The 14,201-nt window shown below is 38.2% G+C and carries 17 protein-coding genes; 1 reads left to right on the top strand and 16 read right to left on the bottom strand.

All coding sequences use genetic code 11. The features are described from left to right. Nucleotides 1-44 precede the first annotated feature (44 nt). The 10 genes from NSQ62_RS00300 to metG form a co-directional block, all read right to left on the bottom strand. On the bottom strand, nt 45-419 hold the full coding sequence (locus NSQ62_RS00300; protein WP_341321977.1) for a RidA family protein: 375 nt from the start codon (nt 417-419) through the stop codon (nt 45-47). A gap of 2 nt (nt 420-421) precedes the next feature. Further along, nucleotides 422-1,246 (bottom strand): pur operon repressor, encoded by an 825-nt coding sequence (gene purR, locus NSQ62_RS00295; RefSeq protein WP_341321976.1) that lies wholly within the window; start codon nt 1,244-1,246, stop codon nt 422-424. Between the two features lie 73 nt (nt 1,247-1,319). Then, on the bottom strand, nt 1,320-2,186 hold the full coding sequence (gene ispE, locus NSQ62_RS00290) for a 4-(cytidine 5'-diphospho)-2-C-methyl-D-erythritol kinase (protein WP_341321975.1): 867 nt from the start codon (nt 2,184-2,186) through the stop codon (nt 1,320-1,322). Nucleotides 2,187-2,383: 197 nt separating this feature from the next. After that, on the bottom strand, nt 2,384-2,575 hold the full coding sequence (locus NSQ62_RS00285; RefSeq protein WP_341321974.1) for a small, acid-soluble spore protein, alpha/beta type: 192 nt from the start codon (nt 2,573-2,575) through the stop codon (nt 2,384-2,386). Between the two features lie 106 nt (nt 2,576-2,681). Continuing rightward, nucleotides 2,682-2,939 carry a Veg family protein gene (locus NSQ62_RS00280; protein WP_341321973.1) on the bottom strand — a complete coding sequence of 86 codons (258 nt, stop codon included), beginning with the start codon at nt 2,937-2,939 and terminating at the stop codon, nt 2,682-2,684. Nucleotides 2,940-3,078: 139 nt separating this feature from the next. Continuing rightward, entirely contained in the window at nt 3,079-3,966 is an 888-nt protein-coding gene (gene rsmA / locus NSQ62_RS00275; protein WP_341321972.1) for a 16S rRNA (adenine(1518)-N(6)/adenine(1519)-N(6))-dimethyltransferase RsmA, read from the bottom strand. Continuing rightward, nucleotides 3,959-4,522 carry a ribonuclease M5 gene (gene rnmV / locus NSQ62_RS00270; protein ID WP_341321971.1) on the bottom strand — a complete coding sequence of 188 codons (564 nt, stop codon included), beginning with the start codon at nt 4,520-4,522 and terminating at the stop codon, nt 3,959-3,961. The genes rsmA and rnmV overlap by 8 nt, the downstream gene beginning before the upstream one ends. 164 nt (nt 4,523-4,686) lie before the next feature. Then, nucleotides 4,687-5,886 (bottom strand): ubiquitin-like domain-containing protein, encoded by a 1,200-nt coding sequence (locus tag NSQ62_RS00265; RefSeq protein WP_341321970.1) that lies wholly within the window; start codon nt 5,884-5,886, stop codon nt 4,687-4,689. 246 nt (nt 5,887-6,132) lie between these two features. Next, nucleotides 6,133-6,909, bottom strand: a complete 777-nt coding sequence (locus NSQ62_RS00260; protein ID WP_341321969.1) for a TatD family hydrolase — start codon at nt 6,907-6,909, stop codon at nt 6,133-6,135. 238 nt (nt 6,910-7,147) lie between these two features. Next, nucleotides 7,148-9,121, bottom strand: a complete 1,974-nt coding sequence (gene metG / locus NSQ62_RS00255) for a methionine--tRNA ligase (protein WP_341321968.1) — start codon at nt 9,119-9,121, stop codon at nt 7,148-7,150. A gap of 324 nt (nt 9,122-9,445) precedes the next feature. On the opposite strand from metG, the gene NSQ62_RS00250 reads away from it, so the two are divergent. Then, nucleotides 9,446-9,730, top strand: a complete 285-nt coding sequence (locus tag NSQ62_RS00250; RefSeq protein ID WP_341323858.1) for an AbrB/MazE/SpoVT family DNA-binding domain-containing protein — start codon at nt 9,446-9,448, stop codon at nt 9,728-9,730. A 176-nt stretch (nt 9,731-9,906) separates the two neighbouring features. Here the strand turns inward: NSQ62_RS00250 and rsmI are convergent, their stop codons facing one another. From rsmI to holB, 6 genes are all read right to left on the bottom strand, one after another. Beyond that, on the bottom strand, nt 9,907-10,779 hold the full coding sequence (gene rsmI / locus NSQ62_RS00245) for a 16S rRNA (cytidine(1402)-2'-O)-methyltransferase (RefSeq protein WP_341323857.1): 873 nt from the start codon (nt 10,777-10,779) through the stop codon (nt 9,907-9,909). Beyond that, complete coding sequence (locus tag NSQ62_RS00240; protein WP_341321967.1) at nt 10,760-11,038, bottom strand: GIY-YIG nuclease family protein; 279 nt, start codon at nt 11,036-11,038, stop codon at nt 10,760-10,762. The genes rsmI and NSQ62_RS00240 overlap by 20 nt, the downstream gene beginning before the upstream one ends. Further along, entirely contained in the window at nt 11,022-11,768 is a 747-nt protein-coding gene (locus NSQ62_RS00235; RefSeq protein ID WP_341321966.1) for a tRNA1(Val) (adenine(37)-N6)-methyltransferase, read from the bottom strand. The genes NSQ62_RS00240 and NSQ62_RS00235 overlap by 17 nt, the downstream gene beginning before the upstream one ends. Nucleotides 11,769-11,932: 164 nt before the next feature. Further along, nucleotides 11,933-12,292, bottom strand: a complete 360-nt coding sequence (yabA, locus tag NSQ62_RS00230) for a DNA replication initiation control protein YabA (protein ID WP_341321965.1) — start codon at nt 12,290-12,292, stop codon at nt 11,933-11,935. A gap of 24 nt (nt 12,293-12,316) precedes the next feature. Further along, nucleotides 12,317-13,132, bottom strand: a complete 816-nt coding sequence (locus NSQ62_RS00225) for a stage 0 sporulation family protein (protein WP_341321964.1) — start codon at nt 13,130-13,132, stop codon at nt 12,317-12,319. Next, the gene (gene holB, locus NSQ62_RS00220; protein ID WP_341321963.1) at nt 13,125-14,129 is read right to left on the bottom strand and encodes a DNA polymerase III subunit delta'; all 1,005 of its coding nucleotides are present in this window, start codon (nt 14,127-14,129) and stop codon (nt 13,125-13,127) included. The genes NSQ62_RS00225 and holB overlap by 8 nt, the downstream gene beginning before the upstream one ends. Nucleotides 14,130-14,201: the final 72 nt, after the last annotated feature.

Raw genomic sequence — 14,201 nt, 5'->3', positions numbered from 1 at the left:
AATAAAAACACCATTCTCCGTTTAAGGAAAATGGTGTTCGGTCATTATTTTACTAATGCGATGACTTCGATTTCGACTTTTACGTCTTTTGGTAAGCGTGCCACTTCTACCGCTGAGCGTGCTGGCTTGTGATTACCGAAGTGTGCTGCATATACTTCGTTCATTGCTACGAAATCATTCATATCTTTCATGAATACTGTCGTTTTCACAACCTGTTCTAATGAAGAACCGGCTGCCGCAAGAACCGCCTTTAAATTTTCAAATACTTGATTTGTTTGTACTTCGATGTCACCATCTACTAAATCGCCTGCTGCCGTTAATGGAATTTGACCTGATGAATAAAACATGTTGTTAACGATAATTCCTTGAGCGTATGGACCAATTGCTGCTGGAGCATTTGTTGTTGAAACAGTTTTCATTGTCATTTCTCCTTTTGGAAATAATTACCTTCACTTAATGCAATCGTGCGATCTTTCTCGTTCACTTCATGTAGTTTTACTAAAGAATAATAATCATCTACTAAAGTTTCATCAGCATGCTCCGCTTCTACCAACACCGCGATACCCGCTAATTCACAATCAAATTCTTCCAGTAAATTTTTCATGCCGTTCATCGTACCGCCGACTTTCATGAAATCGTCCGTAATTAACACGCGTTGACCGCTTTTCATACTACGCTTAGATAATACCATCGTCTGAATACGACGAGAAGATCCAGAAACATAATTAATACTTACTGTTGAGCCTTCTGTTACTTTACTATCACGGCGCACCACCACAACTGGTACGTTTAAGTGTCTTGCAATCGCATGGGCAATTGAAATTCCCTTCGTTGCAACAGTCATAATCACATCAATTTGTTGGTGAGCAAACGCGCTCGCAAATACTTTACCGACGCGGTTCATTAAATCCGGATTCCCTAAAAGATCCGTCATAAATAAATAACCACCCGGTAAGAGACGATCAGATTGACATAACTGTGTCATAAATTCATCCGTTATATCACGTACTTCTTGTTCGCCCATTTTAGGGATATATTTTACACCGCCCGCTGCCCCAGGTACGGTAATTAAAAGCCCGATTCCTTTTTCTTCAAATGTTTCCTTCACAATTGTTAAATCTTCACTAATTGAAGATTTTGCAGAACTGTAAAGCTCAGAAAAATAAGTTAGCGGGATCAACTGATGTGGATGCTCAAGCAGATAATATGTCATATCTACAAGGCGTTCACTACGCTTCCATTTCATGCGACCCTCTCCTAAACATCTATTGTTTTAAATTACGAATATTTACTAGTCAAATTACCATAATTATACGTGTTTATGCAAGTGGATTACGTTCTCCTAACATTCGAACTACGTATACTTCCTCACAAAAACCACGCAAGCCATTATAAATACGACTCACACGTGCTTCGTTTTCTACTAAACCAAACACAGTCGGACCGCTACCGCTCATTAAGACCGCGTCCGCGCCAAAACGATGCATTTGCTCCTTAATAATCACCACTTCAGGATGTAAATTAAATGTTACAGTTTCCAAAACATTTCCAAGTGATTGACACATTAACTCATAATCTTCGTTTTCAATAGCTTTGATCATTTGCTGCGTATTTGGATGTTCTAATCCTTCAATCTTTAGTCCACCATACACATCTGCTGTTGAAACACCGATTTTTGGCTTCGCTAAGACAACCCAGCAAGTTGGTGGTGCTGGAATCTCTTTGATTTTTTCACCGCGCCCTGTCGCAAGTGCCGTACCGCCATAAACACAAAACGAAACATCTGAGCCAATTTTTGCTCCATGCTCTGCTAATTGATCGAGTGTTAAATTTAAATTCCAAAGCTCGTTTAAGCCACGTAGCGTTGCTGCTGCATCACTACTTCCACCAGCTAAACCTGCGGCAATCGGAATATCTTTTTCGATTGTAATCGTTACGCCTTCTTTGATGCCGTATGTATTTTTTAATAGCTCTGCGGCTTGATAAGCAAAGTTGCGTTGGTCGTCCGGCACAAAATTATCAGTTGAAACAATTTTAATCAGTCCATCTTGTCGTGATTCAAGTCCAATGCGATCGGATAAATCAACCGTCGTCATAATCATTTCGACTTCATGATAATTATCTGGACGCTTATACAGTACATCGAGTGTTAAATTAATTTTTGCGGGTGCTTTTACATATAACATTGAAAAAATTCCTCCTACTTTGTAAGGCACGCATTTCGTTACGCGGTCAATTTTATTAGTTTTTATTTTAACATACGAAACGTGTCTACATTGAGCAAAAGGTATTTTCTGACGGGTAAAAATTGATTTTGTATTTCAAACAAACAAAAAGAAGCACCTCGTAATTTTCGTTACAGAGGTGCTTACTAAGCGTCAACTTATTTTTGGTTGTTCTTCACGGATTGATTGGCTAAGTCTTGCTCTGCCATTTCAATTGCGCGCTTGACCATGTTTCCTGCATCACGGGCTTTAATACCGCCCCAACCCTCACGTTCTACTACGTCGTAAAATCCAAGTTCTTTTGCAATCTCTTCCTTCAGACGACTCGACATGATTTTTTGTTTCGCCATGCAAAAAACCTCCTTTTCGTTGACGCTTTTAGCATGTACCGAAAATAAAAAAACACTCACAAAAGGAGCGCTTTTTTCAAAAATATAAAAATAAGTACTAGAAAAACTATTTGATGGCTGCTACTGCATCATCTAAAAAAGTAATCTCTACTGCTTCAGTAAGTATATCTGTGTAACTGTAAGATACGCGTTTACACGCATTATCTTTCTCTTTTAGTTCAATAACGAAAACGGCATGGTAAGTATCACTTAAAACACCTTCGCATTCAACTGTTTTCTTGCGACCACCGTTTGCTTTTAATTGCAAACGTTTGCCCAAATGAGCATCTAACGACTTTTTAATGTCTGCTAACGTTTTTGGCATTTTTGCATACACCTCACTGTAAACTAGTGTATCATAAATTGCCAAAACCGTCAACAAAATATATTATTTTATCACCGCGTTACATAACCGTCAACTTTTTTATTAATTTTTCATTATTTTTTTTAGTTCATTTTACATATTATTGTCGAACACAAAAGTTTGGGTGTAAGCAGTTTGCTAATTTGCCAAATTCATGAATGGATAGTGTCTCACCGCGACGCGTTGGCTCAATACCTGCTTCTTCTAATGCGCTTACAATCAATTCTTTCTTTTGCTTTCCGTGTTGAAGGCCTGCCTGTAAATTATTAAAAATCGTTTTACGACGTTGCGCAAAAGATGCACGTGATACTTCAAATAAGAAGTCCTCATCGATTACTTCAACTGGTGGTGTATTGTGTTTAATCAAACGAATAACGGCCGAGTCTACATTTGGCTGTGGCATAAATACCGTTTTAGGCACAACCATTGCGATTTCAGCTGTACAATAGTACTGAATTGCGATTGATAATGAGCCGTAAGCCTTTGTTCCAGGTTTTGCTGTAATACGATCTGCTACTTCCTTTTGCATCATAACAACAAAACCGCGAATTGGTAAACGGTCGTTTAATAATTTCATTAAAATCGGCGTTGTTACATAGTAAGGTAAGTTCGCCACGACCATAATGTCCTCGATACCTGGCATTTCCTGTTCAATCACCTTTACAACGTCGGCCTTTAAAATATCCGAGTGTACAATCGTTACGTTGTCATATGGGCTTAGCGTGTCTTCAAGTACCGGTAATAAACGTTGGTCAATTTCAAATGATACGACCTTCTTTGCTTCACGTGCTAAATGTTCTGTTAACGCACCAATACCAGGACCAATTTCAATGGCACCACTATTTTCTGTTAAATATGCGTGGCTTACAATGTTACGTAAAATATTTGGGTCAATTAAGAAGTTTTGCCCTAAACTCTTTTTAAATGAAAATCCGTACTTCTGTAAAATTTCCTTCGTACGAATCGGTGTAGCGATGTCTTTATGCATGCGTATCCTCCTGATCTAACTGTCTAATAGCTTCAGCAAACTGTTCGATTGTAATTTGAAACATCATTAATCGTTTATGCAGCTGTTTGCCGTTTGTCATACCTATATTTAAAATTTCACCTAACTGATCACGTCGCATCTTTGACTTTGGATGCCCAATTAGTTTGGCTGTCATTAAATCTTCTAATGTAATTTGTTCGTCAATTTGTGCATCCGCTATTGTGTACACATTGCTTAATGCTTCGCGAATATCTGCATCACACGCATGTTCAATCCCTAAACCCTTACCATTTTTCGCAATCGTTTTTGCCTTCGCTAAAAACGCATGCTTCACGCCTGGAACGCGCTCTTCAATAATGGCACGAATGCGACGACCTGGATAATCTGGATCGGTAAATACAATGACACCGCGCTTCTTTTGCGCATGGGCAATCCGACGCAATACTTCATCAGAAATTGCTGAACCATTCGTTTCGATTGTATCTGCACCTGTTGCACGTTTTACTGCCGTTGTATCATCTTTCCCTTCTACAACGATAATCTCTTGTATGTCCAAGAAATGCTCCTCTTTTCTAACATAGTCTTTCGCTATTTTACCATAGATTGTGTTTTGTTACTTGCGTGCGTGATTTGGAACGAAAAAAAGCTTTCCCGCTATCAGTCAAAAAGCGAGAAAGCTACTATACATTTTGGAAGGTGTTGTTACTTAAAACAACCCGATTAATTTAATACTTTAATGCGTACTTTCTTACGGCCCCAGCTATACGCTTCGGCTTTTGAATGCACTAAAATATCGATTTTATTTCCTTTAATTGCGCCGCCTGTGTCTCCAGCAACCGCATGGCCGTAACCTTCAACCCATACTTTTGAGCCTAGCGGAATGACGCGAGGGTCCACTGCAATTAGTTTTAAACCTGGCTTTCCGCGCAAGTCAACACCAGCCGCTGAAATACCTGAGCAGCCTGCACAATAAGGTGTATATGCTGTTGCTTGAACGTAAAACTCTTTACCTGAAGCGGGTTCACTAGAACGAGATACACTCGCTGTAACAACCTTTGTACCAACTGCGACAACTTTTGTCGTTGGCTCTTCTAGCACCTTTTCTACAGCAACTTTTTTTGACACGACTTCACCGTTTTCTTTCACGACGTTGTACGTGCGTTCTACTTTACCTTTTTTACCTTCTGTAACAATCTTTTCTTCGCCCTTCAATAAAGAAGAATCATTTTTCTTTTCAACTGCGAAATCTACTGATTCTTCCACTACATCGGTAACCTTTTCTACGCGAACAACTGCGATTTTATCATCTGGAGTGATAACATACTCCAAATCTTTGTCGACACGATCAGATTCAGCTAATTGAATCTCTTGTTGTTTTAAAAAGTTAGCGACCGTAGTCGAAGTGGACCATACTTGTCTCTCTTCTAAGCCATCGACAAGCGTTAACTGAAACGCCTTTTGAATATCGATTTTGTTATCTGCTCCTACTTCTGTATCTAAGCTTTGTGATACTAAATCATGCTTTGTTACTTCGATATTTGCTTCTTCCAAAATGTTCTTCACAAATTTTTCAGTTGTCCAAACTTTTGACTGATTTCCATCAACTGAAATTACTACTTCTTTAGCCTGTTCCCAAGTGATCGACATTCCACTGTCAATCTTGGTACTCAGTGAGGGGGTGACTTTATCATATTGCGATATATCATAATCTTGAGTCTCTAATAACTCTTCAACCGTAGTTGCGTGTGTATAAAACTTCGTTGACTCACCGTTCGCTTCTAACGTAACGGGAGTTTTCGTTCCCTGATAAAGAACGAATGCAATTACTGAAACAAACAGGACAAGACTAAAAATCCTAACACCTGTTTGCTTACTCCTCAATGATCCTAAGAACTGGCTTTTCATGGTTTGCTTTGACATGAAAATAACGCCTCCTTAATACAAAGTTGGATTATACGGACAAGTGTTAAAGCTGTCAACCGAAATGAATTTCTCCAAAAATCCACATTTTGCTCAAACTCATGCTACAACTAGTATTGGAGGCGTTTTAAAATTTTAAACATTTACAACAATATTTAAGCTAGAAAACCGGATTAGCATTAAAAATATTTGCTATTTTAAATGAAATTAAATGGTAAATTATAGTTTATTTCAGTTAGCTATTTTTTATTCATTAATGTTAAAAAAGCGTTTGGCGTTTTCCGTCGTTTTTTGTGCCACTTCTTCTACCGAAATTTCTTTTAAGCGCGCAATTTCTTCTGCAACTAAAACAACGTGTGCAGGCTCATTACGTTTGCCTCGGTATGGATGTGGTGCTAAATAAGGCGCATCTGTTTCAATTAATAAATGCTCTAACGGAATTTCTGTCGCCACCTCTTTTGGCTGACGCGCATTTTTAAATGTGACGGGTCCTCCAAGACTAATCATAAAATTCATCTTGATGCATTCACGCGCTGTTTCAACACTCCCACCGAAACAATGCATAATCCCGCCAACAGAAGCGGCGTTTTCCTCTTTCAAAATACGCACAACATCGGCTGTTGCATCACGATTATGAATGATGATCGGTAAATTTAATTTTTGCGCTAAGTGAATTTGTTTACGGAACCAATATTGTTGCACGTCTTTTGGTGACTTATCCCAATAATAATCTAGTCCAGTTTCCCCAATCCCAACTACTTTTGGATGTTTAGCAAGCTCTTCAATCCATGCTAAATACGCATCTGTACAATCAATCGCATCAACTGGGTGCCAACCAATTACCGCATAAATGAATTCATAGTCATCGGCTAATTGGATTGCGCGTTTAATGGTCTTTTCATCAAAGCCGATTACCACCATTTTTTCTAGTTTGGCTGCAAGCGCTCGGTCAATTACTTCCTGTAAATCTTCATCGTATTGGTCTGCATTTAAATGGACATGTGTATCAATATATGTGCTCATATTCGATTCTCCTATCGTGTATTGTACTCACCCGTAATATTTCTTAGTTTTCAGATTCATTACAAAAACATTACAAATTTCTTATTTCGTGTCATTTGAATGATTCGATAATTCTAAATTAGGATTAAATACCTAATTTAACCGCTAATAATATTATTGTAGAATATCTTTTTTTAAATACTATTGTATGAATAATGAAAAGTCTGTCGAACAATTGTGTTCAACAGACTCCCAAAAATTATTTTACTTGTGCGCCGTTCGCAAGTTTCTGATCAACCGCTGCTAATGTTAAGACACCATCATGCGATCCTGCTAAAATCATCCCTTGTGAAAGCTCACCGCGCAATGTTACGGGCTTTAAGTTTGCGACAACAATTACTTTTTTACCGATTAATTCTTCCGGCTTGTAATGCTCTGCAATGCCTGATACGACTTGGCGCGTTTCATAACCAAGGTCGACTTGTAATTTTAAAAGCTTTTTCGCTTTCGCTACTGGTTCGCAAGCTAAAACAGTCGCTACACGTAAATCTACTTTCATAAAATCATCAATTGTAATTTCTTCTGTTTGCGGTGCTTCCACTGCAGGTGCTTCTTCTTGAACCGTTTTCACTGAGCCTTTCATTTGCTCACGAATGTATTCCACTTCTACTTCTACGTCTAAACGTGGGAAAATCGGCGTTCCTTTTTCTGCCACTTTAATGTTTTGTGGGATAACATTGCCGAATGTTTCAATTGTGTCCCATGCTAATAATTTCTCATCAAGACCTAATTGCTCGAAAATTTGCTTCGGTACGTTCGTCATAAATGGTTGGCTCATCACCGCAATTTGGCGTAAGCTTTCCGCTAAATAGTTCATTACTGCTGCTAATTTTGGCTTATCTGCTTCGTCTTTTGCCAATACCCACGGAGCTGTTTCGTCGATGTATTTGTTTGTACGTGAGATTAATGACCAAAGCTCTCCTAATACAACGCTAAATTGCATTTTTTCCATGCTTTCTTCATATTTAACACGTACATTTTCTGCGTGTTCTTTTAATGTTGCATCAAACTCAGTCGCTTGTAAGTTTTCTGTTGGAATGACCCCATCAAAATACTTGTTCATCATCGATACAGTACGATTTAAAAGATTCCCTAAATCATTCGCTAAATCAAAGTTTGTACGCTCTACAAATGACTCTGGCGAGAATACGCCATCTTGGCCAAATGGTAGCTCACGTAATAAGAAGTAACGTGTTGCATCTAAGCCGTAACGCTCGATTAACATTTCCGGATAGACAACATTGCCTTTTGATTTCGACATTTTGCCATCCTTCATCATAATAAAGCCGTGTGCGAATATTTTCTTCGGTAATGGTAAATCTAATGCCATTAAGAAAATTGGCCAATAAATTGTATGGAAGCGCACAATGTCTTTTCCTACTACATGCACATCTGCTGGCCAGTACTTATTAAATAGCTCTTCATTATCTGAACCATAGCCTAAAGACGTAATATAGTTTGATAATGCATCTACCCACACGTAAATAACGTGCTTCGCATCACCAGGTACTTTAATCCCCCAGTCGAAAGAAGTACGGGAAACAGATAGGTCTTCTAAGCCTGGTTTAATGAAATTGTTGATCATTTCATTTTTGCGCGATTCTGGTTCAATAAATTCTAAATTATTTTCATAATATTCCAGTAATCGATTCGCATATTTCTTCATATTAAAGAAGTATGACTCTTCTTTTACAGTTTGTACTTTTCGACCACAATCTGGGCACTTTCCATCCATTAATTGCGTCTCAGTATAGTAAGATTCACACGGTACACAATAAAGGCCCTCATATTCGCCTTTATAAATGTCGCCATTGTCTAAAAACTTTTGGAAAATTTTCTCTACAGAGTCAATATGACGCTTTTGGGTAGTTTGAATAAAATCATTATAGGAAATATCCATAGTAGCCCATAATTTTTTTGCACTGTCTGCAATTTCGTTTACGTAATCTTGTGGATGCATGTTTGACTCTTGTGCTTTTTCTTGAATTTTTTGACCGTGCTCATCCATCCCTGTTAGGAAACGTACGTCAAAACCTTTTAAGCGCTTATAACGAGCGATCGCATCTGTCGCAACCGTTGTATACGCTGTACCAATGTGGAACTTACCACTTGGGTAGTAAATCGGGGTAGTTATATAGAATGTTTGTTGTTCGTTCACGAATGTAGCCTCCATTTACTTGCTAAAGTATAATCTTTATTCTAACGAAGTACGAAATTTGTTTCAATCAAAGTTTATTGTAAATAATATTTGTCGAAAAATCGTTGCAAAGTTTTGGGAATTATCTGAAACTTAAAGCCCACAAATTATTATTTATGATAAAAATCTTTAAAATCAATACCATAAAGTGCAAATATAACAAATTTCTTTCTAAATTAAAGGGAATTCTAATGCTAATTAATTGACGTTTATGTCATTAGTTGGTATGATTCTTTTTAGACGAGGAATTTATGTCGAATTTTGACGAATTTAAACAACATTTAAAATATAGGAGGAAATATTAATATGAAATCAACAGGTATCGTACGTAAAGTAGACGAATTAGGACGCGTAGTTATTCCAATCGAATTACGCCGCACATTAGGTATTGCAGAAAAAGACGCGTTAGAAATTTATGTAGATGACGACAAAATCATCTTAAAAAAATATATGCCTAATATGACTTGTGCAGTAACTGGTGAAGTTTCTGACGACAATATGCGTTTAGTAGGCGGTAAATTAATTTTATCTGCTGAAGGTGCAGAAACATTAGTAAAAGAGATTCAATCAAACTTAAAAAAATAATGCTGTAATTTAATAGAAGGTCTAGTATCTGGAGAACTATTCTTTCCTTTATTTAACACACTTAAGTACTATTGTACTAAATTAAAAAAGCGTTGAAAAGGATTTTGACTTTTCAACGCTTTTTCTTTATATCTAGGCTAAAATGCCAGTCTACCGGCGCTTTACACTTTTCTACTTTATAATTGATGATAAGCTTGATACACATCACGCTTCGGTAAATTGCGTAATTTCGCAACTTCCTTGATTGCTTCTTTTGATGAAATCTCAGTTTCTTCTATTAAATAATTTACATGCTCTTCCAGAGTCATCTCTGTCCAGTAGTTGTCTTCTTCTTCAACTTCCCCTGACGTATTCCCCTCGACAACGACACAAAACTCACCACGAATTTCGTTTTCGTTTGCCCAACTAATCGCTTCATCGATTGAACCACGTAAAAATTCTTCAAATTTCTTTGTTAGTTCACGCGCTAATGTAATTCGGCGATTGCCTAATACGAGCTGTAAATCTTTTAATGTGTCTTTAATGCGGTGCGGTGCCTCATAAAATAAAAGTGTTTCTTCACGTTTACTTAATTTTTCAAGCTGCTCACGACGCTCCTTTTTATTACGGTTTAAAAAACCGAAGAAATAAAATGGCTGCGGTGTAATGCCTGATGCAATCAATGCTGTTAATGCTGCGTTTGCACCCGGAATCGGTACAACTGCAAAATCTTCTGCAATAGCTTTTGCTGCAATGTCCGCGCCTGGATCAGAAATACACGGTAAACCGGCGTCACTTACTAGCGCTACAGACTTCCCTTCACGTAAATAGGCTAATAATTTCTCGCCGCCTACTTCTAAATTATGCTCATGATAGCTAATAAGTGGTGTTTGAATCTCAAAATAATTACATAGCTTTTTCGTATTACGCGTATCTTCTGCTGCGATAACATCAACTTCTTTTAAAATGCGTAGTGCTCGCATCGTCATGTCTTCTAAATTGCCAATCGGCGTTGCGACTAAATAAAGGCAACTACCGTGTTCATGCTGGCTACTTTTCTGTGATTTCATCATGCGCCCTCCTCATATATTCGAACTTTTTTTTTCGTGTTAATTGTTTAAATGCATATTCTGCCGACATAGCCTGCTGCTTCGTATCGAATATTTCATAGTACACGCATTTTACTGGGCCGCGTGCTCTTGTATACTTCGCACCCTTACCCGCATTATGCACAGCGATACGCTTGTCTAAATCATTCGTATAGCCTGCGTATAGAGTTGTGTCCCTGCATTCTAGCACATAAAAATAATGCTTACTGCTGTTCTCCATATAATAACGCCCTCACTTCTTTTGTGTATTCGTTATTATCCTCATACACATAGAGCGGCGGTAAAATTTTTAAATCCGGTTTGCCATCTTTAATCGCTTCGATCAGCAGCGTATTTGCTTCTTTTCCTCGCTTCGGATGAACAAATTGAATGCGCTTCGGCTCGAGGCGGTTTGCGCGCATCGCGGTTACAATATCAAGCAAACGACCAGGACGATGTACAAACGCCGCCTTACCACCTTGTTTGAGTAAACGACTCGACGCTTCGATGGCTTGCTCTAATGTTAAATGAATTTCATGACGCGCTATTGCATAATGCTCATTGGCATTTTGTTCGCTTAATTCATTCGCTAAAAAATACGGTGGATTACATGTTACCGCATCGTATTTTTCAATGCCCAATGTCTTTGGAGCATCATTTACATCGCCTAACTGCATATCAATTTGCGCCTCTAGCTTATTATAGGCAATACTACGCGTCGCCATATCATGTAAGCGTGGCTGTAATTCAACACCCGTAATTTTTGCTTTTGTTCGTGCGCTTAAAAATAGCGGAATCACGCCATTCCCTGAGCAAAGATCGATAATATGACCTTTACTTTTTGGGATTTGTACAAAGCGTGCTAATAACACGGCATCTAATGAAAAGGAAAAAACGGATGGGCTTTGAATAATACGTAAGTTTTCCGCAAGTAAATAATCTAAGCGCTCATCATCTTTTAATAGTTCCACTTTTATATCCTCCAAAATAAATCTACTATTAAAAAGGGGACGTCCCCCAATTTATTAATCAACTGCAAAAGGTGCCATTTAGAAGTAACCATTCTGCAAATGCATTGCCCTATCCTCGGCGCAAAGGAGGTGTCCCAGAAATACTTCTCGGACACCCCCTTCGTTTAACCATTTTGTTTATTTAAAAATGATAGACAGAACAAACAATCTTCACCTTTACGTGAGCCGCCAAAATGTACATGACATACGTGGAAGCCTTCGTTATAAAGCCTTGCTAAATTATCGTAGCCTTCACCAATATCTACGGGCTCTTTTTTCTGCTCCGTCTTTCGTGGATCCACAGTTACTTCTTTTGCTAATAGCTCTTCTAAACGTGTACGCAGGTGGAGGTTTTCTGTTTGAAGCGTCTGATGCTCCTCCATCATATGCGCAACAAATTGCTTTAAAGCATTGAACTGTTGCTGCATTGACTCAAGCTGTTGTTCGAACTCCATAACAGTATCCAAAAAATTACGGTCCTTCACGCAAGCCACCCCATTAATTTCTATCTATATAAGATTTTTCTCACATTCTAATAACTCTTCAAGCGTATATTCAACCATACGCTCATGCTTCGTTAAATATACTTGAATTACTCGTTCTAATACATTTAATCCGACAACTTTTCCTTCGCCTTCTGGTGTCATTGTCTTTTCGCCAACATCTGGCATACCTTCTTTGGCGATTTCGTAATCATCGTTTTCATATTTTAAGCAGCACATTAAACGGCCACATAAACCTGAAATTTTCGTAGGATTTAGTGATAAGTTTTGGTCCTTCGCCATTTTAATCGATACCGGATCAAAATCCCCTAAAAATGTCGAACAGCAGAGCATTCTGCCACAAGGACCAATACCGCCAAGTAACTTCGCTTCGTCACGTACGCCAATTTGACGCAGTTCGATACGTGTGCGGAATACACTCGCTAAATCTTTTACAAGCTCACGGAAATCGACACGTCCTTCTGCTGTAAAATAGAAGATAATTTTATTACGATCAAATGTATATTCAACGTCGACAAGTTTCATGTCCAACGAATGCTCGATAATTTTTGTACTTGCTAATTCAAATGCACGTTTCGACTCAATTGCATTTTCTTCTACTTGAAAACGATCGCGCTCATCGGCAGGGCGAACAACTTGCTTTAATGGTAAAACAACGTCATTTTCTCCGACTTGACGCATTGGCACAACTACTTTGCCATATTCAATTCCGCGTGCAGTTTCTACGATGACATATTCTCCAACTTCTAAAATATAAGCCGCTGGATCAAAATAATATATTTTACCCGCTTTTTTAAAGCGAACTCCGACTACATTATACAAATGTATACCCCTCCTGAAGATTCAGCATTAGCTGTTCCATCAACAACGTACGATTCATATTACGGTTTAAATTCGCACGCGCTTGCAATATTGATTGCATTTGACGTGATAATTTATCGTACGTTAACGTCAGCCCAATGTCATTAAAGCGTTGATACATATCAGGATACGTGCACGTCGAATTTTGGTTTGCTTTAATCGCTACCATATCACGATACGCAAACAATAACAAATCGAGTGCCTGTTCCATCTCCTCTTTTTCTTTAAAAAGAGGCAGCCATTCGTCATGTACAAATAATAATGCTTCATGAACATTTTGATGAACAATCTCTACTAATTTTAACACTGTTTTTCTTGCAAGTAAAAACTGCTCATCTGTTGCAAGCTCTAGCGCTGTATCTATATCATTCGTTACCATGCTTAATGTTGCTGCCATCGAAGCACTAACCTCTTGATTTATAAGATCTTCAATTAATGCTTCGCGCGGTGCTTTTGCAAATTTGATTTGCTGGCAGCGCGAGCGAATTGTTGGCAAAATCGACTGAATTTGCTCTGTTAATAAAATCGCTACAACTTGTCCATCTGGCTCTTCTAAAAACTTTAACAGCATATTCGCTGAAGAGGCATTTAATTTGTCTGCATGATGCAACACATAAATTTTCTTGCCTTCTTCGACACCCGTCATCTTCAATTCCGCAACTAAATCGCGCACTTGGTCAATTTTAATAAATTGTCCGTCTGGCTCGATTTGCTTAATATTAGGATGATTTCCCGAATCAATTCTTCTGCAATTTCGACATGTTTCACATGGAACATTTTTTGACAAATTTTCACAAAGGAGAAGTTTCATAAAAAATGAGACAACATCGCGTTTACCCGTGCCTTTTTCGCCTTCAAAAATATAGGCATGCGCTAATCGATTTTTGAAGGTAATCGTTTGTAGCTGCTTCATTACTACAGGCTGTAGCTTCGTTAGCTGTTCTATTGTTCGTGTCACTTTCTTCACCTTTTCTTGCTAAATATTTAAAAAGTACTATGTACAATTCAAACAATATTCTCTGCTAGAAAA

The sequence above is a fragment of the Solibacillus sp. FSL H8-0523 genome, from assembly GCF_038051985.1.
Lineage (GTDB): Bacteria > Bacillota > Bacilli > Bacillales_A > Planococcaceae > Solibacillus.
Note: the sequence above shows the minus strand (reverse complement) of the source record. Positions and strands in the feature narration are given on the sequence as shown.